This is a genomic window from Stenotrophomonas sp. YJH_SMC_54 (genome assembly GCF_059368435.1).
The window spans coordinates 113170-139842 of sequence record NZ_JCAFRS010000002.1; the positions used below are offsets into that span (position 1 = coordinate 113170).

At 63.6% G+C, this 26673-nt stretch carries 17 protein-coding genes; 11 read left to right on the forward strand and 6 right to left on the reverse strand.

Translation table 11 applies throughout. From position 1 onward, the window contains the following. Positions 1-45 precede the first annotated feature (45 nt). Positions 46-552 carry a transcription elongation factor GreB gene (gene greB, locus AC5P5S_RS02895; protein ID WP_062606169.1) on the forward strand — a complete coding sequence of 169 codons (507 nt, stop codon included), beginning with the start codon at positions 46-48 and terminating at the stop codon, positions 550-552. A gap of 157 nt (positions 553-709) precedes the next feature. On the opposite strand, the gene AC5P5S_RS02900 is transcribed toward greB, so the two are convergent. Continuing rightward, positions 710-1546, reverse strand: coding sequence for a DUF3025 domain-containing protein (locus tag AC5P5S_RS02900; protein WP_062606166.1), 837 nt, complete (start codon positions 1544-1546; stop codon positions 710-712). After that, positions 1543-2904: a 30S ribosomal protein S12 methylthiotransferase RimO gene (gene rimO, locus AC5P5S_RS02905; RefSeq protein ID WP_062606164.1), complete on the reverse strand. Its 1362-nt coding sequence runs from the start codon at positions 2902-2904 to the stop codon at positions 1543-1545. Before rimO ends, AC5P5S_RS02900 begins: the two co-directional genes overlap by 4 nt. Positions 2905-3108: 204 nt before the next feature. Here rimO and AC5P5S_RS02910 point away from each other — a divergent pair, with 204 nt between their 5' ends. Genes AC5P5S_RS02910 through AC5P5S_RS02920 form a run of 3 tightly spaced genes read left to right on the forward strand, consistent with a single transcriptional unit; the run spans position 3109 to position 4382 of the window. Next, positions 3109-3780 (forward strand): dienelactone hydrolase family protein, encoded by a 672-nt coding sequence (locus AC5P5S_RS02910; protein ID WP_024956336.1) that lies wholly within the window; start codon positions 3109-3111, stop codon positions 3778-3780. Continuing rightward, the gene (locus AC5P5S_RS02915) at positions 3777-4199 is read left to right on the forward strand and encodes an HIT domain-containing protein (RefSeq protein ID WP_005410497.1); all 423 of its coding nucleotides are present in this window, start codon (positions 3777-3779) and stop codon (positions 4197-4199) included. The genes AC5P5S_RS02910 and AC5P5S_RS02915 overlap by 4 nt, the downstream gene beginning before the upstream one ends. Positions 4200-4214: 15 nt before the next feature. Continuing rightward, on the forward strand, positions 4215-4382 hold the full coding sequence (locus AC5P5S_RS02920) for a LiaI-LiaF-like domain-containing protein (protein WP_005410498.1): 168 nt from the start codon (positions 4215-4217) through the stop codon (positions 4380-4382). A gap of 106 nt (positions 4383-4488) precedes the next feature. Here AC5P5S_RS02920 and dcd read toward each other — a convergent pair whose 3' ends face one another. Next, positions 4489-5061, reverse strand: coding sequence for a dCTP deaminase (gene dcd / locus AC5P5S_RS02925; protein WP_005410499.1), 573 nt, complete (start codon positions 5059-5061; stop codon positions 4489-4491). 78 nt (positions 5062-5139) lie between these two features. Next, positions 5140-5994, reverse strand: a complete 855-nt coding sequence (gene apbC, locus AC5P5S_RS02930; protein WP_005414099.1) for an iron-sulfur cluster carrier protein ApbC — start codon at positions 5992-5994, stop codon at positions 5140-5142. 213 nt (positions 5995-6207) lie between these two features. On the opposite strand from apbC, the gene AC5P5S_RS02935 reads away from it, so the two are divergent. From AC5P5S_RS02935 to AC5P5S_RS02955, 5 genes are all read left to right on the forward strand, one after another. Next, positions 6208-9015, forward strand: a complete 2808-nt coding sequence (locus tag AC5P5S_RS02935; RefSeq protein WP_049451980.1) for a TonB-dependent receptor plug domain-containing protein — start codon at positions 6208-6210, stop codon at positions 9013-9015. A 361-nt stretch (positions 9016-9376) separates the two neighbouring features. Continuing rightward, positions 9377-12199 carry a TonB-dependent receptor domain-containing protein gene (locus AC5P5S_RS02940; protein ID WP_062606161.1) on the forward strand — a complete coding sequence of 941 codons (2823 nt, stop codon included), beginning with the start codon at positions 9377-9379 and terminating at the stop codon, positions 12197-12199. Positions 12200-12602: 403 nt separating this feature from the next. Next, complete coding sequence (locus AC5P5S_RS02945) at positions 12603-15689, forward strand: TonB-dependent receptor (RefSeq protein WP_024956339.1); 3087 nt, start codon at positions 12603-12605, stop codon at positions 15687-15689. A 202-nt stretch (positions 15690-15891) separates the two neighbouring features. After that, positions 15892-17994: a M13 family metallopeptidase gene (locus tag AC5P5S_RS02950; RefSeq protein WP_062606190.1), complete on the forward strand. Its 2103-nt coding sequence runs from the start codon at positions 15892-15894 to the stop codon at positions 17992-17994. Between the two features lie 222 nt (positions 17995-18216). Then, positions 18217-20226: a M13 family metallopeptidase gene (locus AC5P5S_RS02955; protein WP_005414105.1), complete on the forward strand. Its 2010-nt coding sequence runs from the start codon at positions 18217-18219 to the stop codon at positions 20224-20226. Positions 20227-20356: 130 nt separating this feature from the next. Here the strand turns inward: AC5P5S_RS02955 and AC5P5S_RS02960 are convergent, their stop codons facing one another. After that, complete coding sequence (locus AC5P5S_RS02960) at positions 20357-23380, reverse strand: TonB-dependent receptor (RefSeq protein ID WP_049459373.1); 3024 nt, start codon at positions 23378-23380, stop codon at positions 20357-20359. 318 nt (positions 23381-23698) lie between these two features. Between AC5P5S_RS02960 and AC5P5S_RS02965 the strand changes: the two genes are divergently transcribed. Continuing rightward, complete coding sequence (locus AC5P5S_RS02965) at positions 23699-24193, forward strand: VOC family protein (protein WP_049459374.1); 495 nt, start codon at positions 23699-23701, stop codon at positions 24191-24193. A 76-nt stretch (positions 24194-24269) separates the two neighbouring features. Further along, positions 24270-25853, forward strand: a complete 1584-nt coding sequence (locus AC5P5S_RS02970; protein ID WP_062606189.1) for a phytoene desaturase family protein — start codon at positions 24270-24272, stop codon at positions 25851-25853. A 139-nt stretch (positions 25854-25992) separates the two neighbouring features. Here the strand turns inward: AC5P5S_RS02970 and AC5P5S_RS02975 are convergent, their stop codons facing one another. Continuing rightward, positions 25993-26667: a rhomboid family intramembrane serine protease gene (locus AC5P5S_RS02975; RefSeq protein WP_005410509.1), complete on the reverse strand. Its 675-nt coding sequence runs from the start codon at positions 26665-26667 to the stop codon at positions 25993-25995. Positions 26668-26673 lie beyond the last annotated feature (6 nt).

Sequence of the window (26673 nt, forward strand, 5' to 3'; positions counted from 1 at the left end):
GAAAGGATCCGACCCCATCGTTCCCCTGAAAAGAAGTCGCACCACATGTCGCGTTGGCGTCCCCCTGCAGAAAAGAGTACCGCCCTGATCACCGCCTCCGGCCACGCCCGGCTGAAGGCCGAGCTGGATGACCTGTGGCGTGTGCGCCGCCCCGATGTGGTGAAGGCACTGGCCGCGGCTGCTGCGGAAGGCGACCGTTCGGAAAACGCCGAGTACACCTATCGCAAGAAGCAGCTGGGCGAGATCGACCGTCGTGTGCGCTACCTGACCAAGCGGTTGGAATCGCTACGCGTGGTCGATACCACGCCGACCGATCCGCTGGCGGTGTTCTTCGGCGCGTGGGTGGAACTGGAGAACGTGGACAGTGGCGACACCAGCCGCTATCGCATTGTCGGCCCGGATGAGACCGACGCAGGCCTGGGCTGGATCAGCATCGATTCGCCGCTGGCGCGTGCGCTGCTGAAGAAGCGGCTGGATGATGAATTTTCGGTGGAACTGCCCGGCGGCCAGTTCACCTTCGCGGTGATCAGCGTGGAATACGAACCGCTGTAGCGTCGACTGTCAGTCGACTACCGCGCCAAGCGCGGCACAAACCTCCGCAGCCGGACGGTAAGCGCACCGCGCTCCTCATCGCGGTTGATGACTCGCCGAAGCCACCTGTCGGGCGTTCACGGCCTCGGAACGAAGAGCAGTCGACTGACAGTCGACTCTACATAGCCCTGTGCAACGGCGGCGGGTACTGGCGGCCGGCCCGCAGCGGGCGGAAGTACGCGGCATCTGCATAGAAGGCGGCATCCTGTCCCTGGTGCCAGCCCGGGATTCCCGCCAGCGGCAGCGGACGCAACTGCAGGGGATCGGCCACTGCCCTGCCCTCGGCGATGGCCGCGGTCACTGCGTCAACGCAGGCATCATCGACTTCACCGTGCACCACCACGCACTTGCCGACCAGCAGGCGCCCCGGTAGCAGCGCCTGCTCCATCAGCGCGTGCCCGAATATCGCAGCGATAGCGATGTCACCACTCTGCCAGCGCGCAGGCTCGAACAACGCCGGCCAATCATGCACGTCCCATGCGGCCAACACGTCCTCATCGCGCACACGCACGATCACACCGGTTTCGTCGAACTGGGTCAGCGCGGCCTGCGCGCGATTGCGCTGCCCCGGCGGCATGGATGCGATATGCCTGCACTGCTGCACATTGAGCACCTGCTTGAGCTGCGGGTAACGGGCCCACACCAGTGCATTGAACAGGTCATGCCAGTTGTCGGCGCGGGTGGCGATGCGCCCCTGTGCGATGCGGGCTTCGTAGTGCAGGCCGTCGGCCAGCAGCGCGGCATCCTGCTCGACCAGGTGCTTGCCGGGCAGCGTGAGGCGTGTCTCGAGCGCTGCAATGGACGGCCACTCAGGGCTGGCCAGCAGGTCATGGACGTCGCGCAACCCGGCAAACACCGGGTGCGCGAACACCTGCGGATCGACCGCCGCACGCGGCGGCGGCACGAAGCGGCGCACACCGCTGCCGTCACCGGCGGCGGTCGTCGCTGCGGTCACAGCATCTTGAGATCGAATGCCGGGCGGGTAGCGGCCGGCAGCGCATCACCGTACAGGTCGTGCTCATCGCTCTCGGTGATTTCCACGTCGACGAACTCACCCACGCGCAGCGGCACCTGGTCGGCATTCTGGATGTGCACCAGGCCGTCGATCTCCGGCGCATCGGCCTTGGAACGGGCCACGGCGATGTCACCTTCGATGGCATCGACCAGGCACTGCTGCACGGTACCGATCTTGGCTTCCAGGCGCGCGGCGGAAATCTGCGCCTGCTTCTCCATGAAACGGGCCAGGCGTTCCTGCTTCACTTCTTCCGGCACGGCATCGGGCAAGTCATTGGCGGTGGCGCCCTCGACCGGCGAGTAGGCGAACGCACCGACGCGATCCAGCTGTGCCTCGTCCAGGAACGACAGCAGTTCTTCGAACTCGGCCTCGGTCTCGCCCGGGAAGCCGACGATGAAAGTCGAACGCACGGTGATGTCCGGGGCGATGCGGCGCCAGTTCTGCACACGCTCCAGGGTCTTCTCGACCGCACCCGGACGCTTCATCAGGCGCAGGATGCGCGGGCTGGCATGCTGGAACGGAATGTCCAGGTACGGCAGGATGCGGTTCTCGGCCATCAGCGGCACCACCTCGTCCACGTGCGGGTACGGGTAGACGTAGTGCATGCGAACCCACGCATCCAGCTCGGACAGACCTTCGCACAGTGCCTTCAGGCGGGTCTGGTAGGCCTTGTTGCGCCACATCTTCTCGGCGTACTTCACGTCCACGCCATAGGCCGAGGTGTCCTGCGACACCACCAGCAGCTCGCGCACGCCACCACGCACCAGGCGCTCGGCCTCACGCAGCACCTCGTCGACCGGGCGCGAGACCAGCTTGCCGCGCATCGACGGGATGATGCAGAAGCTGCACTTGTGGTTGCAGCCTTCGGAAATCTTCAGGTAGGCATAGTGGCGCGGGGTCAGCTTGATGCCGTAGTCAGGCACCAGGTCCACGAACGGATCGTGCTTGGGCGGCAGTGCTTCATGCACCGCTTCCATCACGCTGTGGTAGTCCTGCGGGCCGGACACCGCCAGCACGTTCGGATACGCCTCGCGGATCTGCTCCGGGCGCTTGCCCAGGCAGCCGGTGACGATGACCTTGCCGTTCTGGTTCATCGCCTCGCCAATCGCGTCCAGCGACTCGGTCACCGCCGAATCGATGAAGCCGCAGGTGTTGACCACCACCACATCGGCCGAATCGTAGGACGGGACGATGTCGTAACCTTCCGAGCGGAGCTGGGTGAGGATGCGCTCGGAATCGACAAGGGCCTTCGGGCAGCCAAGGCTGACGAAGCCGACTTTGGGGTTCAGCTGGGACATGGAATCGCGGGACTCTGGGGGCCTGGGCCCCTGCCGGCATGGCAGGGGTTCCTGGGGGCCGGGGCCTGAAAGGGCGCCAGTATACCGGGGTTGGCGGCCGGGCTCTGAATGGCCAGCCGCCCGATCACGCACAGCCGCTGACACCGCGCTAACCCGCGCAGCACCGACAATGCAGTCCTGTCCCTGCAACGAGAGTAGATGACGATGGCCGAGTGGATCACCCTGGATACGCACCACGGCGCGGTACGGGCCTGGCAGGCACTCCCCGAGGGCACCGCGCGAGGCGGGCTGGTGGTGGTGCAGGAAATCTTCGGCGCGAACCCGCACATCCGCGGCGTGGCCGAACGCTTCGCCGCCGAGGGCTATGCGGTGCTGGCACCGTCGTTCTTTGACCTGATTGATGGCCCCGATGCCGACCCGGATGCCCTGCCCTACGACGCCGACGGCGTGAAGCAGGGCCTGGAACGGGTCAGCGCGCTGGGCATGGAGAAGGCGCTGGAGGTGGTCCGCGCGGCAGCCACCCGGCTGGCCCCCTACGGCAAGGTCGGCACCGTCGGCTACTGCTGGGGCGGTACGGTAGCGATGCTGTCCGCAGTGCGCCTGGGCCTGCCCTCTGTCAGCTACTACGGCGCGCGCAACGTCCAGTTCCTCGATGAGACGCCGAAGGCGCCGGTGATCTTCCACTTCGGCGCCCAGGACCGCAGCATCCCGCCGGAAGCGGTCCAGGCCCATCGCGAGAAGCTGCCGCAGATGGCCACCTTCGTCTATCCGGCCGACCACGCCTTCAACCGGGAGGTCGGACATGCGTATGATCCAGACAGCGCCGCCCTGGCGCTGCAACGCACCCTGGACTTCTTCTCGGAGCATCTTGGATGAGCGAATTCGAACTCGATTCACGCCTGGCCACCGATAGCGTGCTGGTGGCCGAAGGACCGTTGTCGCAAGTGCGGCTGATGAACGACGAACGATTCCCGTGGCTGGTACTGGTACCGCGCCTGGCCGGGGTCACCGAGTGGATCGAGCTGGACGGCGAGCAGCAGGACAAGCTGCGCACCGAGCTCAATCGCGCCTGCAAGGCCCTGAAGGGCGCCGACGGGGTGGAGAAGATCAACATCGGCGCGTTGGGCAACATCGTGCGCCAGCTGCACTTCCACGTGATCGGCCGCCATGACGGTGATCCGGCCTGGCCGGGCCCGGTCTGGGGCAGCGGTCCCGCGCACCGCTACGAAGCGGCCGCACTGGACCAGCATGTCGCCTACTGGAAGGAACGGCTAGGATATCCGGCCCACACCTGAGCCTTCGCCGACCCGATGCGATTCAACCTCGTTGCCGCCATCCTGCTGATCCTGATCGGCCTGTTCATGCTCGCCAGCAACCTCGGCTGGACGCACCTGAACCTGTCCAAGCTGCTGCTGACCTGGTGGCCGGTGGCGCTGGTGGGTGTCGGGATCGCGATGCTGTTCGGGCGCGGAAAATAACGAAGGCGGCGCATTGCGCCGCCCTCGTTCATGCAGAGCCGAGCCATGCTCGGCTGCCCCGCCTTGAAGCCGAGCATGGCTCGGCTCCACAAACCGCCTGCAATCTTCAGGTCCGCGGCAGGGTCACACCGGTCTGGCCCTGGTACTTGCCGCCACGATCGCGGTACGACGTCTCGCAGATATCATCAGCCGCGGCCTGGAAGAACAGCATCTGTGCAACGCCTTCGTTGGCGTAGATGCGCGCCGGCAGCGGCGTGGTGTTGCTGAATTCCAGGGTGACGTGGCCTTCCCATTCCGGCTCCAGCGGCGTCACGTTGACGATGATGCCGCAGCGCGCATAGGTGCTCTTGCCCAGGCACACCACCAGGGTGTCGCGGGGGATGCGGAAATACTCCACGGTACGCGCCAGCGCGAAGCTGTTCGGCGGAATGATGCACTCGTCGGCGGTGATGTCGACGAAGCTGCCCGAGTCGAAATGCTTGGGATCGACGATGGTCGAGTTGATGTTGGTGAACACCTTGAACTCGCGCGAGCAGCGCACGTCGTAGCCATAGCTGGACGTGCCGTAGCTGACGATGCGCTCGCCGTTGGCCTGCTTGACCTGCCCGGCCTCGAACGGCTCGATCATGCCGTGCTGCTCGGACATGCGGCGGATCCAACGGTCACTCTTGATGCTCATGCTTTGTCCTGGGGGATACGAGGGGCGCGAGGATTCTAGCAGGGGGCCGGGCATCGCCGACGGCCCCGGCCGAGGTGCTTACAGCAGCGAAGACAGGATCGGAATCGACGCCCGCGGGCGCTTGCCCACTTCCTCGATCAGGCGCTGCGCGGCATGGCGGTAGGCCTGCGCCGGCACCGAATCGGGCTGCGCCACGGTGATCGGGGTACCGCTATCGCCCTGCTCGCGGATGCCGATCTGCAGCGGCAGCGATCCCAGCAGCGGCACGCCGTACTGCGCGGCCATGCGCTCGCCACCGCCCTCGCCGAACAGATGCTCGACATGCCCGCAGTTGCTGCAGGTGTGCACGGCCATGTTCTCGACAATGCCCAGCACCGGCACCTCGACCTTCTCGAACATCTTCAGCGCCTTCTTCGCATCCAGCGTGGCGATGTCCTGCGGCGTGGTGACGATCACCGCACCGGCCAGCGGGATCTTCTGGGTCAGGGTCAGCTGGATGTCGCCGGTGCCCGGCGGCAGGTCGATCAGCAGGAAATCCAGGTCATCCCACAGCGTGTCGTTGAACAGCTGGGTCATTGCCGAGGTGGCCATCGGACCGCGCCAGATCATCGGCGTGTCCTCTTCGATCAGGTAACCGATCGACATCGTGTCCACGCCGAACGCGCGCAGGGGCTCGATGCTCTTGTTGTCGGGACTTTCCGGCCGCCCGGACAAGCCCAGCATGGCGGGCACGCTGGGGCCGTAGATGTCCGCGTCCAGCACACCGACACGTGCGCCCAGCTGCTGCAGCGCCACGGCCAGATTGACCGCGGTGGTCGACTTGCCCACGCCGCCCTTGCCGGAGCCGACCGCGATGACATTGCGGATGCGGGCATGTGGCGTCAGTCCCTTCTGGACCTGGCTGGCATGGGGGCGGCGGGGGGAACTGTTCACAACGGGCACCAGCTGTATCAGGGGGAATAACCCAACATCATACAAGCTGGACGTAGCCTGACTGAAATTCAGGATTGCTACAGATTCGTGCACAGATTGTTAAGTTCATGTTACGTTCCTGAAGCACTGTTTTGGGCTGCGGAGCTGGTTTCCAGCGCGCACGATGGCGCATGCGCAGTGCCGATTTTTGTTTTTGCTCTCTATTGGAACTACATGAAATACGCAAGCAACACCGCACGTCGCAACACGCTCGCCGTCGCCCTGATTTCCGCCCTGATGGCCGCCGCCCCGGCAATGGCCCAGGACAAGGCGACCAACCTGGACAAGATCACCGTCACCGGTTCGCTGATCCCGCAGACCCAGGTTGAAACCCAGACCCCGGTGATGTCCATCACCGCCGAAGACATCCAGACCCGCGGCTTCAGCAGCGTTGCTGAAGTGCTGCAGCAGTCCTCGCTGACCACCGGCGGCCTGCAGGGTGGCCAGACCTCGGGTTCGTTCACCCAGGGCGCCGAAGCAGCCGGCATGTTCGGCCTGAACCCGGGTTACACCAAGTACCTGATCAACGGCCGCCCGATGCTCTCGTATCCGGCGCTGTACAACGGTAGCGACACCTTCAACAACATCAGCGGCATTCCGATCGACATCGTCGAGCGCATCGAAGTGCTGCCCGGTGGCCAGTCCTCGCTGTACGGCTCGGACGCGATCGCCGGTGTGGTCAACATCATCCTGAAGGAGCGCATGGACGGCGGTACGATGACCGTCCGTGGCGGCACCTACACCGAAGGCGGCGGCAGCAATATCCGCTTCAGCGCAGCCAAGGGCTTCAACGCGTTCGACGACCGCTTCCACGCGCTGGTCAACGTGCAGATCGAGAACGGCAGCCCGATCTGGGGCTACCAGCGTGACATCACCAAGCAGAACAACCCGGTCGGCTACACCGCGCAGGTGCCGTCGAACGACTTCGCCGTCATCACCAATGCAGACAACAAGCTGCTGATGATGGACCCGAGCCGCTGCGCCAACGTGGCGGGCCTGTACGACGGCACCACCGTCGTCGGCAAGCGCGCGTCGGGCGAGTCCTGCGGTTCGGTGTACAGCGCCGGCTACAAGACCCTGAAGAACGGCAAGAACAGCGGCCAGTTCTACTCGTCGATGACCTTCGACGTGAACGACAACTTCCAGCTGTTCGCCGACGTGCTGTACAGCAAGGAAAAGACCGAGTTCACCTCCGGCTCCAGCGCCCTGTGGTGGGGCACGAAGTCGGTCATGGGTGGCTTCTACGACCAGGGCGCAGGCAAGGTCGTGAACCTGCAGCGCGCCTTCGCGCCGGAGGAGATCGGCGCGGGCGACTACAACAACATCCTGAACTCCGATGAGAGCCGCGCCTACCAGGTCACCCTGGGCGGCAAGGGCATGGTCGGCGACTGGGATTACAGCGCCAGCTTCACCCGTGGCGAGTACCGCCTGGACCAGAACCGCTTCGTGCGCTGGAAGGACAAGATCGAGGACTTCTTCGGCCAGACCGTGCTGGGCCCGCGCCTGGGCACCTACACCGACCCGAAGGACCCGACCGCCACGTTCGGCATCTACAACCCGAACTACGCTGCCTTCTACTCGCCGATCACCCCGGACCAGTTCGCCAGCTTCACCGGCTACGGCACCCACCGCAGCAAGACCTGGCAGAACCTGGGTCGCGTGCAGGTGACCAACGGCTCGCTGTTCAGCCTGCCGGGCGGTGACGCCGGCCTGGCCGTCGTGCTGGAAGGTGGCAGCGAAGGTTGGGACTACTCGCCGGACCAGGCCTTCGTCGACGGCAACGTGTGGGGCACCACCGCCGTCGCGGGCGCCGGCCACCGCAGCAACTACGCGGTCACCAGCGAACTGCGCATGCCGCTGCTGGAGAAGCTGACCGTCAGCGCCTCTGGCCGCTATGACGCGTTCAAGATCGCAGACAAGACCGTCGACAAGGCCACCTACAGCATCGGTCTGGAATTCCGCCCGATCGAGAGCCTGCTGCTGCGCGGCAAGTACGGCACCGCCTTCCGTGCACCGACCCTGTCCGATGCCTTCCAGGGCATGAGCGGCTCGTACTCGTCCGGCCAGAACGACTACTACCGTTGCAGCCAGCTGGGCTACGGCCTGCGCGACGAGAAGTGCGCGTTCTACAAGAACACCTCGGTGTACAGCGAAAAGTCCGGCAACCCGGACCTGAAGCCGATCACCGCCGACGTGTGGAGCGCAGGCGTGGTGTGGGCCCCGGTGAGCAACTTCTCGCTGTCGGCCGACTACTACAACTGGAAGATCAAGAACGAGGTCAAGACCCTCAGCACCGACCAGCTGCTGCTGGCCGAGTACCAGTGCCACAACGGCCTGCCGAACAACACCTCGGCCAGCTGCCAGAACGTCACCGACTGGGTGTCGCGCGATGCCGGCGGCAACCTGACCCGCGTGTACACGCCGAAGCTCAACGTCGCCAGCCAGAACCTGGAAGCGGTGACGGTGGCGGCCAAGTACCAGCAGGATATCGGTCGCTTCGGCTCGCTGATGTTCTCCGGCAACTACACGAACATGCTGAAGCGTGAAGTGCAGCCGATGCCGGGCGCCGCCAAGCTCGACCTGCTGAGCGATCCGTACAACATGTGGTACTACGACAACTTCGCCAAGGTCCGTGGCGATCTGTCGGTGGCCTGGAACATCGCCAAGTTCACCACCACCGTGTACGCCAACTACGTCGGCAGCACCCCGAACTACCTGGCCTACACCGGCCGCAGCTACGGCTATGTCCACTCTTCCGGTGCCAAGGCCGGCAAGTGGGGTTCGTACACCACGTACAACCTGAGCATGAACTACCAGGCACAGGACGATCTGGTCCTGTCGCTGATGGTCAACAACGTGTTCAACAAGCTGCCGGAAGGCCAGCGCTACAACTACCCGGGCAACGAATCGACCCCGTTCAATGACGGCTTCTACAGCGTCTACGGCCGCCAGATCTCGGCCCAGGTCAAGTACAACTTCTGATCCCGTCGTTTCCCGGACTTCGTGTCTGGACCAGGCCCCGCTTCGGCGGGGCCTTTTTTTTCCTTCTATGCGGCATGGGGAAAGCCCGCGACGTATCGATTGTTAATGTCAGTTGAATTTATCAAATATTCATTTTCCCTGCTTTCCGATAATCCGGAAAAGGGCAGAAATGCCTGTGGAGAAGGGGCTTTTCACCAAGCGCGCAACCGTCCGTCACCGACCGTTACAGAACTGCGCAAGGCACGTTAAGCGTGTGTTACGTTGAGGCCACGCCGCTAAACCGCATAGGCAAAGCAGCTGAACAGAATCGAAATCCCAGGAAAGGGATACACGCGTCATCACGATCACACGGAGTAATCGCATGTCTCGTCGTCGCTTCGCATTCTCGCACCACCCGCTCACCCACGCCGTCGCCTGCGGCTTGTTGCTGGCCGGCAGCAGCGCCACCGTACTCGCCCAGGACAGCAGCAAGGCCGCGACCAACCTCGACCGGGTCACGGTCACCGGCTCGCTGATCCCGCAGACGCAGATCGAAAACCAGACGCCGGTGCTGACCATCAGCGCCGAGGCGATTCAGGCGCGCGGTTTCTCCAGCGTTGCCGAAGTGTTGCAGCAGTCCTCGTTGACCACCGGCGGCCTGCAAGGCGGCCAGACCTCGGCATCCTTCACCCAGGGTGCTGAAGCGGCTGGCATGTTCGGCTTGAACCCGGGCTACACCAAGTACCTGATCAATGGCCGCCCGATGCTCTCGTATCCGGCGCTGTACAACGGCAGCGACGCGTTCAACAACATCAGCGGCATCCCCATCGACATCGTCGACCGCATCGAGGTGCTGCCCGGTGGCCAGTCATCCCTGTACGGTTCGGACGCGATCGCCGGCGTGGTCAACATCATCCTCAAGGAACGCATGGACGGCGGCACGCTGAACGTGCGCGGCGGCGCCTATTCCGATGGCGGTGGCGCCAGCTTCCGCGTGAGCGGCGCCAATGGCTTCAACAGCAAGGACGATCGCTTCCGCGCCCTGGTCAATGTGCAGTATGAAAAGACCAACCCGATCTGGGGTTACCAGCGCGACATCACCAAGCAGAACAATCCGCATGGCTACACGCGCCAGCTGCCCTCGAACGACTTCCTGGTCTTCGACGCGGATACCAATGATTTCCTGATGATGGATCCGAACAACTGCGCCGGCGTTTCCGGCCAGTTCGGCGGCACCACCATCCTCGGTACGCGCCGCGCTGGACAATCCTGCGGCTCCGCGTTCGGCGCGGGTTACAAGACGATCAAGAACAGCAAGGAAAGCAGCCAGTTCTATTCGTCGCTGACCTACGATGTGAATGACAACCTGCAGCTGTTCGGCGATGTCCTCTACAGCTACGAAACCGTCAAGTACAACACCGGTGCCGGCTACAACTACTGGGGCACGGACATCAGCATGGGTCCGTTCTTCGATCAGTCCAGTGGTCGCTATCTGGGGCTGCAACGCGTGTTCGCACCCGAAGACATCGGCGGCATTGGCTACCGCGACATCATGAATACCGACCGCAGCAAGTCCTATCAGGTCACGCTCGGTGCACGCGGCGCGATCGGCAGCAACTGGGACTACGAGGCCAGCGTCACCCGCGGCGAGTACAAGCTCAACGAGCGTGGCTATGCACGCTGGAACGACCCGATCAACAACTGGTTCGCCGACAACGTGCTGGGACCGGTGCTGGGCCAGACCGACGACGGCTACAACATCTACAACCCGAACTGGGGTGCTTTCTATTCCCAGCTGCCGCAAGGGGCCTTCCAGAGCTTCACCGGCTTCACCACCAGCCGCAGCCGCACCTGGCAGACCCAGACCCGCGCGCAGATCACCAACAGCTCGCTGTTCAAGCTGCCCGGTGGCGACGCCGGCTTTGCCGCCGTGGTTGAAGGCGGCAGCGAAGGGTGGAACTACACGCCGGACGTGCGCCTGACCGACGGCACAGTGTTCGGTACCACCTCGGTGGCGGGCAACGGCCATCGCAGCAACTACGCTGTCACCAGCGAACTGCGTCTGCCGTTGCATGACATGCTGACGGTCACCGCTTCCGGCCGCTACGACAACTTCAAGATCGCCGGCCATACCGTAGACAAGCCCACCTACAGCATCGGCCTCGAGTTCCGCCCCTTCGAAAGCCTGCTGGTCCGCGGCAAGTACGGCACCGCGTTCCGCGCCCCGTCCCTGCCCGATGCCTTCCAGGGCAAGAGCGGCTACTACGCCAATGGGTCCAAGGATTACTACCGCTGTGGCCAGCTCGGGTTCGATCCGTCCAACACGGTCGACTGCCGCTACGGCAGCGTGTCGGTGTTCGGCACCCAGTCGGGCAATCCGGAGCTGAAGCCGATTACCGCCGATGTGTGGAACGCGGGCCTGGTGTGGGCGCCGATCAACAACCTGTCGGTGTCCCTGGACTACTACAACTGGAAGATCAAGAACGAGGTCAACACCCTCAGCTCCGACCAGTTGCTGCTCGCCGAGTACTACTGCCGCAACGGCCTGACCAACACCGCTGGCGCCACCTGCGAGGAAGTGGCCAACTGGGTCACCCGTGATGCCACCGGCGCGCTGGAGGAGATCTACACGCCGAAGCTGAACGTGGCACGGCAGAACCTCGAGGCGGTCACTGCCAGCTTCAAGTACGTACAGGACATCGGTCGCTTCGGTTCGCTGCAGTTCTCCAGCAACTACACCAACATGCTCAAGCGTGAACTGCAGCCGCAGCTCAACGACCCGTTCCTGGATCTGCTGAGCAACCCGTACGCAATGTGGGTGTACGACTCCTACGCCAAGGTCCGGGCTGACGGCTCGATCGGCTGGGCGATCGACAAGTTCACCACCACGCTGTACTTCAATTACATCGGCCGCACGCCGAACTACCTGTCCTACCTGGGCCGTGGCTATGACTATGTCGATCCGACGTCCGGCTACAAGGCTGGCAAGTGGGGCTCTTACACGACGTACAACCTGAGCGTGAACTACCGCGCGATGGACAACCTGACGTTCTCGCTGATGGTCAACAACCTGTTCAACAAGGTGCCGGACAACCAGCAGCACTCCTACGCGGGCAACATCGACGTGCCGTACAACAACTCCCTGTACAACGCCTACGGACGGGCGATCTACGTCCAGGCCCAGTACGACTTCGGCAGGAAGTAAGCGCAGCCAAGCGCACATGGAAGCAGAAGCCCCGCTCCGGCGGGGCTTTTTTTTGCCTGCGTGGGTCTTCCACCGCATCTCTCCGGATGCTGCGCGTCGGTGACCATCCCCGATCGTTCGCGGCTGGATTCATGAATGTCAGAAAAATATGACAATTCCACCTCATGCGGCGATCGCGTCGCCCATTACAAGACAATTATTTTAGATGCATTTTCCCAGAACTTAGCTCCAGTATGGCGAATTTTACCAACCCAGGGCTTTTCCAAGTCTTTTCACCTGAAAAATTTCATTCAGGATTCATTGCATTTTTGTTCACGAGGCATTTATAAATGAGGCACGCCGTTTGTGACCGCGTTCCTGTTTGGCCACGAGGCGCACCCACTACACCCCGGAGAGAGTCCTGATGCAAACGAAGTTCTGGCGCCGCGCGGCGCTGGCTACCGCCCTGTCTGGTTGCCTTTTCTCGATCGCTCACGCTCAGTCCGTGACCGGTTACATCTACGGCCAGGCGCCGGCCGGCACGGGTTCGAGCGTGGTTGTCCGCAACCTGGGGACCGGCGCCACGCGCACCCTGCCGGTTGATGCCAATGGTCGTTACCGCGTGTCCGACCTGCCCAACGGCCGCTACTCGGTGGAACTGCGCCGTGACGGCGCCACGGTCACGACACAGAATGACGTGGCGGTCAACATCGCCTCCGGCACCGAGGTTTCCTTCGCCGGCGGCAAGGCGACTGATCTGGACGGCATCGTGGTGCGCGCCGCGTCGATGGCATCGATCGACGTTTCGCAGGTCGATACCCGGACCGTCTTCAGCTACGAAGACCTGCGCAGCCTTCCGCTGCCGCGCGACATCACTGCTGTTGCCCTGCTGGCACCCGGTGCGATCGCCAGCAACAGCTACAGCGGCGTACCCAGCTTCGGCGGTTCTGCTGCGTCGGAGAATGCCTATTACATCAACGGCTTTGCGGTAACCAACCCGCTGACCAGCATCGGCTCGACCACACTGCCCTTTGAGGCCATCGCCCAGGAACAGGTCCTCACCGGCGGCTATGGCGCGGACTTTGGGCGCTCCACCGGTGGCGTGGTCAACATCGTGACCCGTCGCGGCACCAACGAATGGAAGGCCGGTGCGTACGAGATCTGGAGCCCGGAATCGCTGCGCGCATCTCCGCGCAACATGTATTACGCCAACACCGGCCACTTCACCGCCAATGATCCGCGCGGCGCGGCTTACCAGACCGATGGCAAGCTGTATCAGTACCGCAACAAGAACAACTCCTGGCAGAACACCACCGGTGCCTATGTCGGCGGCCCGATCGTCCAGGACAAGCTGTTCTTCTTCGTCAACGGCGAGTTCACCAAGACTGACGGCACCAGCGCCCGCTACGCGACCAACACCAGCCCGGCCAACCTGACCCGCGGTTGGAACGAGTACACCTATGAATATCCGCGCTGGACGGCGAAGATCGACTGGAACATCACCGACAACCACGTCATCGAGCTGACAGGTGTGTCTGACGTTACCAAGTACGACGCCGAGTACTACTCGTTCGACTACAACAAGTTCACACATGGCGACGTGCAGACCGGCGGCATCAGCACCAAGGAAGACTCCAAACTCTACATCGGCAAGTACACCGGCTACCTGACCGACAACCTGACCCTGTCGGCGCTGTACGGTCGCCAGAAGATCGAACACTCGCAGGGCCTGTACAACTACGACGCAAGCTGCCCGTACATCAGTGCCGGAACCACTGCACGCGTGCCGGGCCTGAACTACAGCGGCTGCCAGAGCACGACCTCGCTGGTCAACGCCGACGGCGCCTTCGACGAGACCAAGGGCGGGCGTATCGACCTGACCTGGCGTCTGGGCAACCATGAACTCCGCTTCGGCTTCGACCGCCAGGATGCAGAGTCGCTGACCGGCACCGAGTATCCCGGCGGCTACGGCTGGATCTATCGTCGCTCCACCAACCCGAACACCCCGATCGATGCATCGCACGGCGTGAGCTCGGCAGCTTCCGGTGGCGGCCTGGGCGCACAGGGCTACTACGTCTATCGCCTGTACAGCACCAAGCTGGCACAGCCGAAGACCGAGCAGGCCTCGCAGTACATCGAAGACCGCTGGCAGGTTTCGGACAACGTTTTGCTATCGCTGGGTCTGCGCAACGAACAGTTCACCAACTACACCGGCACGGGCGAGAAGTATGCGAGCCAGAAGACGCAGCTGGCACCGCGTCTGGGCGTGGCCTGGGACGTTCATGGCGACTCGTCGCTGAAGTTGTTCGCCAATGCCGGTCGCTACCACCTGGCCATGCCGAACAACGTGGCAGTGCGTGCAGCCTCCGGCTCGCTCAACACCAACGAGTACTTCACCTACACCGGCGTCGATCCGACCACCGGTGCACCGACGGGGCTCAATTCCATTCCGGTCGATGCCTCGAAGGGGTACCTGTGCCCGGGCACCAACGCTGTCGCCAGCAACCTGGAATGCGGCAGTGCGCCGAATCCGCGCACCTTGGCCGCAGTGGACATGAAGTCGCACTACCAGGACGAGTACATCATTGGCATGGAGCAGCAGCTTGCGGCTGATACCGTCTGGGGCGCGAAGTTCACCTACCGCGAACTGAAGAGCGCGATCGACGACACCTGCACCCCCGCGCTGGGCGGCGCATGCTTCCTGTTCAACCCCGGCGTGGGCAACACCTTCTGGGAAGAACAGGCCGATGGCAGCTACGAGAAGGTGCACTATTCGGCAGCTGACCTTGGCCTGCCCAAGCTCAAGCGCAAGTACTACGCGCTGGACCTGTTCCTGGAGAAGCGTACGGACAACTGGTACGGCAAGGTCATGTACACCTTCAGCCGCAACTACGGCAATACCGAAGGCCAGCTGAACTCCGACCTGGATACCGGTACCGGTGGCCAGGAAGATGTGTCGGTCACCCAGGACTGGGATCTGCCGCAGCTGATGCAGGGCGCCAATGGGCTGCTGCCGAACCACCGTGGCCATGTGCTCAAGGCGTTCGGCTACATGAAGCTGACCCCCGAGTGGCGCGTGGGTGGCAGCCTGACCGTTGCCGAAGGTCGTCCGAACAACTGCACCAGCATGTACCCGACCCCAGACAAGGGCCTCTACGATGGCTCCTACTATTGGTACTGCGGCCTGCCGGGCAGCGGCACCACACCGGGCACGGCCGGTTACGTGCCGCCGTCGGCGGACTACGGTTCGTCGCCGCGCGGTTCGCACGGCAAGGCGCCGTGGCAGTTCAACCTGGGGCTGAATGTCGCATACACGCCGGATTGGGCGAAGGGCCTGACCCTGCAGGCCGATGTGATCAACCTGCTGAATCGCCAGGTGGCTGGCAGCACTTACTCGCGTTACGCCGCCTCGCCGTACCGCGGCGCAGCGGACTACAACCCGGAGTACGGTCGTGACCTGAACTACTCGACCCCGCGCTACTTCCGCTTCACTGCCCGATACGATTTCTGATCATCCGGCAGCATCGTTGACCCGGAGGGCCCGTGCGATCCGCACGGGCCCTTCTTTTTTCCTTTCGTGGCGCGTCGCCGTCGGCCCCTTGCGCCCGGCCATGACCTTCGACACCCTTGCAGGGCAGGCCGGCGGCGTATCGTTCGGCCCACGGCCGTCCCTGCGGCCCTTCCCTGACTCACTCGGCCTGGAGGCCATCAAAGTGACCCGTACTCCCAAGATCGTGCTGCTGACCCTGGCCGTTTCGGCCGCGCTGGTTGGCTGCGGCAAGAACGAAACCCCGGCCAAGGACGCCACCGCCTCCACGCCGGCTGCGGCCGAAGCCACAAACTACACGCTGGACGAGAGCAAGCTGCCGGCCTACAACGCCTTCCAGCCCAGCGACCTCGATACCAGCAAGGACGCCTGCGGCGCCTTCGGCGACTACGTGAACAGCAAGTGGCTGGCCGCCAATGAAATCCCGGGCGACCGCACCAGCTGGGGCGCGTTCACCATCCTCGACGAGCGCTCGGTGGCCGTGCAGCACCAGCTGGCCGAGCAGGTGGCACAGGTGAAGACTCCGAACCACATCGAGAAGATCGTCGGCGACCTGTGGGCCACCGGCATGGACGAGGCCAAGATCAACGCTCAGGGCATCGAGCCGCTGAAGGCCGACCTGACCGCGATCGATGGCCTGCAGGACAAGGCGGCCATCGCCAACTACCTGCGCAGCAGCGCCGCCAAGGGTGACAACGTCCTGTTCGGCTTCGGCGCCGAAGCCGACTTCAAGAACTCGGCCGTGAACATGGCCTACGCCAGCCAGGGCGGCCTGGGCCTGCCGGACAGCACCTACTACACCGATGCCAAGAACGCCGACAAGCTGAAGGCCTACCAGGCGCACGTCGCCCAGGTGCTGGAGTTGTCCGGCGTCGCTGCTGCCGACGCTGCCAAGCAGGCCGAGGACGTGGTCAAGTTCGAAACCCGCCTGGCCAAGGCGTCCAAGTCGCGCGTCGAACTGTCGCGCAACGTCGAGCTGTACTACAACCCGGTCACCGTGGCCGACGCGGACAAGCTGACCCCGAACTTCAGCTGGACCGAGTTCTTCAAGTCGCAGGGCGTGGCCGCACCGGAGAAGTTCTCGCTGGCCATGCCGGCCTTCCATGAGGAAGTGAGCAAGGCGCTGGGCGACACCGATCCGTCGGTGTGGCGTGCCTACCTGCGCTTCCACACCGTGGACAGCGCCTCGCCGTACCTGGCCGATGCCTTCGTGCAGGAGAACTACGAGTTCTACGGCAAGACCCTCAACGGCCAGAAGGAGCAGAAGCCGCGCTGGAAGCGTGTGCTGGGCACCATCGAGAATGACGCCGGTGAAGCCTTCGGCCAGCTGTACGTGAAGGTGGCCTTCTCGCCGGAAGCCAAGGCGAAGATGGAAGAACTGGTGAAGAACCTGGCCGCCTCGCTGAAGGACCGCATCCAGGGCCTGAGCTGGATGAGCGATGAAACCAAGGCCAAGGCCATCGCCAAGTGGGAAACCTTCACCCCGAAGATCGGCTACCCGGACAAGTGGCGTGACTGGTCGGGCCTGCAGACCCAGCGCGACAGCTTCCTGGGCAACGTGCGCGCGGCCAACGAATTCAACTACAAGTTCAACCTGTCCAAGATCGGCAAGCCGGTGGACAAGACCGAGTGGGGCATGACCCCGCAGACGGTCAACGCCTACTACAACCCGCTGCAGAACGAGATCGTGTTCCCGGCCGCCATCCTGCAACCGCCGTTCTTCGATCCGAAGGCCGACGACGCACTGAACTACGGCGGCATCGGCGCGGTGATCGGCCACGAAATGACCCACGGTTACGACGACCAGGGCGCACGTTTCGGGCCGACCGGCAACATGGAAGACTGGTGGACCGCCGCTGACAAGAAGAACTTCGAAGGCCTGACCGGCAAGCTGGTCAAGCAGTTCGACCAGTACAAGGTCGACGGCCAGGCGGTGAACGGCCACCTGACCCTGGGTGAGAACATCGCCGACCTGGGCGGCCTGGCCACTGCTTACGATGCCCTGCAGAAGGCCAGCGCCGGCAAGGAAGACCCGAAGGTGGACGGCTTCACCCGCGACCAGCGCTTCTTCTTCAACTGGGCCACCGTGTGGCGCACCAAGTACACCTCGGAGAACGCCAAGGTCCGCCTGGCGACCGACCCGCACGCCCCGGCGCAGTTCCGCGCCATGGGTGCGCCGTCGAACCTGCCGACCTTCGCGGCCGCGTTCCAGTGCAAGGCCGGTTCGCCGATGGCCCGCAGCGGCGACCAGCAGGTGGTGATCTGGTAAGCCACGGCTGACGCCGCGGCAGACCTGCAGAGGCCCGGGAATTCCCGGGCCTTTGTTTTTCCGGGGTGTTTTTCATCCACGCATGGTGTGGATCCAATGATCTCGGCGCTCCCCGCTAGCGGCCGCCCCTGGTCGGCGAAAGCAGCGTGATGCGTGCATGCCGCGTCGATGCGCGGCTTGCTATAGTGCGCGCGCCCTCAATCCATCACGGATTCGTTCCACATGCCCAATTTCCGTCCGCTTGCCATCGCCCTGGGCATCAGCCTGGCGACCCTGGTCCCGACCCATGATGCGTTCGCCGCCGCCAAGAAGAAGGCCGCGCGCGCCCCGGCCGTCAGCGCCCAGTGCAGCGACTTCTATGACGCCACCAACGCAGGCTGGCTGAAGGCCAACCCCGTGCCACAGACCGGTGCCACCACCGCGCTGGGCCAGCTGGTCGACCGCAGCCGCCAGCAGCAGCGTGAACTGCTCGACGCAGCGATGAAGGCGCCGCAGGGCAACGTGCAGAAACTGCTGGGCGACTTCTGGGCCAGCGGCCTGGACGAAGCCGCCGTGGAAGCCGACGGATCCAATCCGATCGCCCCGCTGCTGACCCGCATCAACGCCATCAAGAAGGCCAAGGATGTGCCGGCCTCGATCGCCGCGCTGCACCAGGTCGGCATCCCGGTGGCCTTCAACTTCGGCCCGGACGTGGACCTGAAGGCGCTGGACCGCCACATCGGTTACTTCATGCAGGGCGGCATGGGCCTGCCGGACCCGGCGTTCTATACCCGCACCGACGCCGACACCGTTGCGCTGATGGGCCGCTACCGCAATTACGTCAAGCAGATCCTGGCACTGACCGGCACTCCGGCCGCCAAGCTGGATGCCGAGTCGCAATCGGTGATCGCACTGGAAACCGAACTGGCGCGCAACGCGCAGTCGCTGGCCGGCATCAACAATCCGTTCAACAACTACGCGCCGATCTCCACCAAGGAGCTCAACAGCCGCTACCGCAACCTGCAGCTGGATGCCTTCCTGAAGGCCCAGGGCGTGGACGACGATCTGGTCTCGCTGGCCGACCCGGGCCTGTTCAAGCAGCTCGATGGCATGGTCACCAAGCTCAAGCCGGACCAGTGGAAGGCCTACCTGCGCTGGCGCGTGGGCGACTCGATGGCGCCCTACCTGTCCAAGGCCTACCGCGACGCCGAATTCGAATTCCGCGGCCGCGTGCTGCGTGGCGAAACCCTGCCGCCGCAGCGCTGGGAAGACGTGCTGGAGGCGATCAACGTGGCCGCCGGCCCGATGCTCGGTCGCGAATACGCCGCCCGTTACCTGTCGGCCGAAGACCGTCGCCAGGCCGCATGGATCGTCGACAAGGTGCGCGAAGTGCAGATCGAAGCGGTCAAGAACAGCAGCTGGATGAGTGCCGAAGCCAAGACCGAAGCGCAGGCCAAGCTGGCCGCGCTGAAGATCGAGATCGGTACCCCGCTGCGTGATCTCGACTACAGCGTGCAGCCGATGGGCCGTGGTTCGTTTGGCGGCAACATGCTGATCGCGTCGACCTGGCGCCACCGTGAGGAAATGAAGCGCATCGGCAAGGGCAACGCCGACCGCCGCTGGGACGTGCTGCCGCAGCAGCCGTCGCTGGCCTATGACCTGGCGCAGAACCGCCTGATCGTCACCGCTGCGATCCTGCAGGGGCCGGTGTTCAACGCCAAGGCCGACGCTGCCGACAAGTTCGGCAGCTTCGGTGGCCTGGTCGGCCACGAGCTGACCCGTGCGATCGATGCCAAGGGCGCACTGGTCGATGCCAAGGGCGAACTGCGCAGCTGGTGGACGCCGGCCGACAAGACCGCCTGGACCCTGCTCGGCAACCGCGTCGCCGCGCAGTACGGCGCCTACGATTTCCCGGGCGTGAAGGGTGCCAAGGTCAACGGCACGCTCACCCAGGAAGAGAACCTGGCCGACATCGCCGGTCTGGAACTGGCCTGGGCCGCGTACACCGCGCAGGAGCCGAAGGCCAAGCAGGCACAGCAACAGGGCTTCTTCCGCGCCTGGTCGGCACTGTGGGCGCAGCAGCTGTCGCCGAACGAGGCCGTGCGTCGCCTGACCGCCGACATCCGTGCACCGGGCCTGTGGCGCAGCAACGGCACGCTGGCCAACCTGCCGGCGTTCGGTGCCACCTTCAGCTGCAAGGCCGGCCAGCCGATGCAGCGCAGCGAAGCCGAGCAGATCAAGGTCTGGCGCTGAGCCAACTGCTGCAACTGGTAATGCAGAGGGCGCCTTCGGGCGCCCTTTTTTCGCTTGGCGACCCAAAAAAGGGACCCCGGCATGGCCGGGGTCCAGGTCGTTTTCTGGAGAGATCGATCAGGTGCTGCGATCAGAAGTCGTAGGACGCACTGACACGAACCGAACGAGGCGCGCTGAAGTAGGTACCCATGCCGTAGGTGTTGGACACCGTGTAGGGGCCATCTTCATAGACCGCGTCAGACTGCACGGCGCGACGCTGGTTCAGCACATTGAAAACATCCAGGCTGAAAGCCAGCTTGTGATCGGCAAACGAAGGGCGATACATCACGCCCAGATCCAGGCGGGTCGTCCAGGGCTGCCGGCCGGCGTCACCCGGACGCGACGGCTTGCCACCGCAATAGTGATAGGCCGCGTCGTAGCCCAGCGGATCACTCTCATCGGTGCCGTAGTAGCCCAGGCAGCTCTTCGGCGCCCCCGACATGATCCGCAGGGTGGCCGACGCCGACCACTCGTCGTTGAACATATAGGCGCCATAGCCCTTCAGCTGGTGACGGCGGTCGTTCGCCAGATAGCCACCGGCGTATTCCATCAGTGCCGCGGCATCCCAGTCCTGGGTCTTGGAGACGTCATCCTGGCCGATATCCGACTTCACCTGGCCTTCGGTATTGCCGAAGCTGCGCGACCAGGTGTAATCCAGACGTCCGTACCACTTGTCGCTCAGCGGGTGCTCGATGAACAGATCGACGGCGATGTAGTCACGCTTGGCCTTCTTGTTGCCGTAACCCCAGTCGGCGGAGCTCATCTGCACCGGCGTGTAACCCGAGCCATCCGCGTGTCGGATCATGAAGGTGTTGGTCTTGCCCGGATTGAAGATCACACAGCCCGGGACATCGAGATTGCTGTCGTCGACGCCCATCGCGGCAAGCTTGTCGTGGATGCGATCGGAGTCACAGGTATCGTCGATGGCCGTCTGCAGGCGACGATAGGTGAACTTGGCACCGGAGCTCCAGCGCTCGCCCAGCGTCTTCTCGAAGCCAAGGATCAGCTCGTCCTGGTACTGCGACTTCAGGTCGGTCGGCGCAATCGACAACGGATCAGGGGTCTGGCCATATTCATTGTTGGCTGACACCGGGCCCGGGCCCAGAGCGGTCAACCCGGTCGGGTTGCCGTTGGCATCAATTCCGCTATAGGTGAAGTACTCGCGGGTGAACGTCGAGGCGGAAGCACCACGAATGGCAACGCTGTTGGGCAACGCCAGGTAGTAGCGGCCCAGGTTGGCGAACACCTTGAGCGACGAATCGCCAAACACATCCCAGCTCGCGCCCAGGCGCGGCGCCCACTGGTCACCGCTGTCGACGTAAGGCTTGGCCGCACTGTTGTAGTTGGTGAACTTGTCATTGCGGATGCCGAGGGTCACCAACCAGTTCGGCGTGACCTGCCAGCGGTCCTCCAGATAGTAGGCCTTCTGCTTGACCGACATGCTGGTGGTCGTGGAGAAGATGTACTTCTGCACGAAGTAGCCATTGCCGCCCGGCGGGGTGATATCAAAGCCCGGATTCGGCGACGAGGCCGGATCAACACGACCATAGATCCAGGCATACCCCGGCCCGGTCATCGCCTGACCTTCGTTATGCCCCTGGAAGTACATGTTATCGATACCACCGGTCAGCTCGTGGTTGCCGATACGGTACTGCAGGTCTACACGCAGGCCTCGGGTCTTGCTGCCCGCATCTGACGACTTGGTATAGAGCGCCGACTGGTCGTTGCGGATGGGGCGGCCACCGGTAATGGACGGATCCTGATTGCCCGGGCTGCTGAGATAGGGGTTGGCCGTATCCAGCGGATTCGACTCCAGATTGCTCTCCTTGCTGCGACCCCAAACCGCACTCAGGGTCAGGTCATCGTTCAGGTAGCCGGTGTACTTGAAGATGTCAAAGTCGTCCTTGAGCTTCGTGGTGTTCGGGAACGTGCCGGTGCGATCACCTTCGGCCAGGTCCTCGTAGTCGAACGATCGGTAGTAGCCACCGTTGCGATCGGTGTTCTGCACGCGGGTGTATTCCAGCGTGTTGCTATCGTTGATGTTCCAGTCGATCTTTCCATAGAACTTCGGCGCATCAATGGTGTAGTGGTTGCGCACCTGCTGCGTTGCTGCAGAGCTGTTCGTGGACACACCTTCGGTGCGGTCCTTTTCCGCAGCCAAGTGAATGAACAGACGATCCTCGATCAGCGGGCCACTGGCATAGCCACTGTAGGTGGTACGCGTGGCGACATCGTCCTTGCGATAGCGATAGAGCGAACCAGGCAACGAGTCATCGGTGTAGCTGTATCCATCTGGCAGCTGGCGATTGGGATAGATGACAGTGGCCGCAGAAGCCGACAGCGAGTCCGGGGCCCAGGTGGCCTGCACGCCGAAATGCCATTCATTGGTGCCGCGCTTGCCGAGCTGGTTGATCACACCACCGGTGGAGCGCCCGTATCCCGCTCCGTAGCCGCCCATGAACGTTTCCTGCTGGTCGATCGACCCATAGGGCAGGCTGATACCACCCAGGTTGCTGAGCGGATTGTTGGCCAGGAAGCCATTCAGATAGTAGGCATTCTCAGTAACACTGGAACCACCGAAAGACAGCACCGAACGCGAGCCATTGCTGAACGCGCCACTGCCTGCGACAACACCTGGCGCGAGCAATGCGATGGCTTCGGCGCTGCGCCCCAGTGGCAACACATCCAGTTGCTCGGACGTAATGACCGACTTGGACACCGTATTGGTGACATCGATCTTCGGCACATTCGCCGCGACGACGTTCACGGCCTCCAGCGTGGTGGCGGCACTGCTGCCACCGGCAAACGATACCTCGGTGCCAACGCCGACCTTCAGCAGAACATTCTCGCGCTGATCGACGGTCCGGCCGTCACGCTGCTGGATGATGGTGTACTTGCCCACCGGCAACGAGCCGAGGTTGTAGCGGCCATTGCTGTCGACGGTCGCCGAGCGTTTCAGGCCCGTATCGCTCTGCACGACGATGGTCGTGCCGGCAGGCGCACTGCCGTACAACGAACCGGTCGTGCTCTGCGCGGCTGCGGCGCCGATGAAAGAAGTCAGGACGACCGCCAAGGCGGTGCGCTTCAACCTTGCGACGTGCTTGCTGCTGGTCATGGAGTTTCCTTGATTCGGTGAAGATCAGGCTGCAGTTGCAGAATTGCTGCACGGAAGCGACAGCCCCATGTAGCTGAACCGAATATTAATTTCATCAATTCTTAATTTGCAATGGCAGCTGAACAAAAATAACCAATTGAAATTGAAAGAAAAGTTTTGATACAAACATGAACTTTGTTCAAGTTTTGTTTATTAATCAGCCGCTTGCAGCCCGCTCCACCCGTTACCGCCCCCCCAGTCTCCGCTCACCGTGATACCCATCCCGGCTTAACACCCGGCGTGCTATCGCTGCGGCTTCGTCCATCGCGGAGCCCCGACATGGCACACAAGAACACCATCTGTGTCTGGTACGACAACGGCGCGCTCGAGGCCGCCACCTTCTATGCCAGCCTCCTGCCCGACAGCGCGGTCACCGCCGTGCATCACGCGCCGGGCGACTACCCGGATGGCAAGGAAGGCAACGTGCTGACCGTCGAATTCACCGTCTGCGGCATTCCCTGCGTCGGCCTCAACGGCGGCAGCGCGTTCAAGCACAGCGAAGCGTTCTCCTTCCAGATCCAGACCGAGGACCAGGCCGAGACCGACCGCCTGTGGAATGCGATCGTCGGCAACGGTGGCCAGGAGAGCCAATGCGGCTGGTGCAAGGATCGCTGGGGCATCTCCTGGCAGATCAGCCCGCGCATGCTCATCGAAGCGGTGACCAGCAAGGACAAGGCACTGGCCAAGCGCGCCTTCAACGCGATGATGCCGATGAAGAAGATCGACATCGCCACCATCGAAGCGGCAATAAAAGAAGGGGACGGAGGGGATTAAGTCGTTTCTTCCCATCGCCGCTGGTCCCGTGCCAATTGCGACTTAATCCCCTCCGTCCCTTTTTTCAGAGGTGCTGATGTCCTGGGATGCAATCATCATCGGGGGTGGCCACAACGGTCTGGTCTGCGCGGCCTATCTGGCGAAGGCCGGAAAGAACGTGCTGGTCCTTGAACGGCGCGGCGTGCTCGGCGGAGCGGCGGTCACCGAGGAGTTCCATCCCGGCTTCCGCAACTCGGTGGCGTCGTACACGGTGTCGCTGTTGCAACCGAAGGTGATCGAAGACCTGCAACTGCATGCGCATGGGCTGCGCATTGTCACGCGCCCGGCCAACAACTTCCTGCCATTGCCCGACGACCGCTACCTGTTGTCGGCACCTGGCCGCACCCAGGCCGAAGTCGCTGGATTCTCCGCTCGGGATGCACAGCGCCTGCCAGCGTACGAAGCACGCCTGGAGATCTTCGCCGATGTACTGCGCGCGTGGGCTCTCCGCGCGCCACCGGACATCGGCGTCGCCGGCGGCTGGCGCGGCCTGCCCGCACTTTGGCAGATGGGGAAGCTCGGCCGCGAACTGGCGGCGCTGGATGCACCGCTGCGGCAGGAGCTGCTGGACCTGTTCACTCTGTCGGCGGCGGAATACCTGGACCGCTGGTTCGAGAGCGAGCCGATCAAGGCGCTGTTCGGCTTCGATGGCATCGTCGGCAACTATGCCAGTCCATACACACCGGGCAGCGCCTACGTGTTGCTGCATCACGTGTTCGGCCAGTGCAATGGCGTGAAGGGTGCATGGGGCCATGCGATGGGTGGCATGGGCGCGATCAGCCAGGCCATCGCCAGCGCCGCGCGCGAGGCCGGGGCCGAACTGCGCGTGGATGCCGGCGTGCGACGGATACTGACCGAACAGGGCCGCACCGTGGGGGTGGAACTGGCCAACGGCGAAACCCTGCGTGCACGCGCGGTGGTCGCCAACGTCAATCCGAAGCTGCTGTACGAACAGCTGCTGGAGCCGGCGCAGGTACCGGCTGCCACACGCGAACGCATGACGAACTGGCGCTGCGGTTCCGGCACCTTCCGGATGAACGTGGCGCTGTCGCGGCTGCCGGAGTTCCGCGCCCTGCCCGGTCCGGGCGATCACCTCAGCGCCGGCATCATCATGGCACCCAGCCTGGACTACATGGATCGCGCCTGGCTGGATGCGCGCCGCGACGGTTGGTCGCGCGAACCGATCGTGGAAATGCTGATACCCAGTACGCTGGACGATTCACTGGCACCGCCCGGGCAGCATGTGGCCAGCCTGTTCTGCCAGCATGTGGCGCCGGTACTTCCTGATGGGCGTCACTGGGATGACCACCGCGAGACGGTAGCCGACCTGATGATCGCTACCGTTGAACGCTATGCGCCCGGCTTCGCTGACAGCGTGCTCGGTCGTCAGGTGCTGTCCCCGCTCGATCTGGAACGCACCTTCGGCCTGGTCGGCGGCGACATCTTCCACGGCGCACTGAGCGCCAACCAGTTGTTCTCGGCGCGGCCGATGGTCGGCCAGGCCGGCTATCGCGGCGCCCTTCCCGGCCTGTATCTGTGTGGGTCGGGTACCCATCCCGGCGGTGGTGTTACCGGTGCACCGGGGCACAATGCGGCGCAGGTGGTGCTGCGGGACCTGTAGCGGTGTGCCGACCAACGGTCGGCACCTGGGCGTCAAGTGATCCCATTCAAAGCGTGCCAACCAAGGTTGGCACCTACCCGCGTGGGAAAAGGTGTGCCGACCAACGGTCGGCACCTACGGCGTCAAATGATCCTTCGGATCATTTGACGCTGCGCAGATGGTTCGGGCGCTTCGGTGGGCCGGGCGGGCGGCGCTTGTTGAACGGCGGCTGCCCGCGCCAGTAACGGATCAGCAACCAGCCGAACAGCATGCCGCCCAGGTGCGCGAAATGGGCCACGCCCGGCTGCCAGCCGGTCATGCCCAGCACCAGTTCGCCCACGCCGAACAGGATCACGAAGGTCCGCGCCTTCATCGGGATCGGCGGGAACAGCAGCATCACCCGCTGGTTGGGAAACAGCATGCCGTAGGCCAGCAGCAGGCCAAACACGCCACCGGAGGCGCCCAGCACCGTCGCCGGGTTTTCCAGCAGCGTGCCCACCAGCAGCTGGCAGACGCCTGCACCAGCCACGCACACCAGGTAATACAGCAGGAAGCGCTTCTCGCCCCAGGTCTGCTCCAGCGGCGCGCCGAACATGAAGACCGCCAGCATGTTGAAGAACAGGTGGCCGAAGCTGCCATGCAGGAAGCCATAGGTCAGCAGCTGCCACGGCTGGAAGTTGCCGCCCGGCGAGAACGCATCGAAGCCCTGCTGCAGCGGTTGCAGCATGAACGGCTCGAAGGTCTGCATGCCGAGCAGGAACGGCTGCTGCAGCAGGAACAGGATCGCATTGGCGATCAGCAGGGCCTTGGTGACGGTTGGCAGTCGCGGGAACATGGGAGT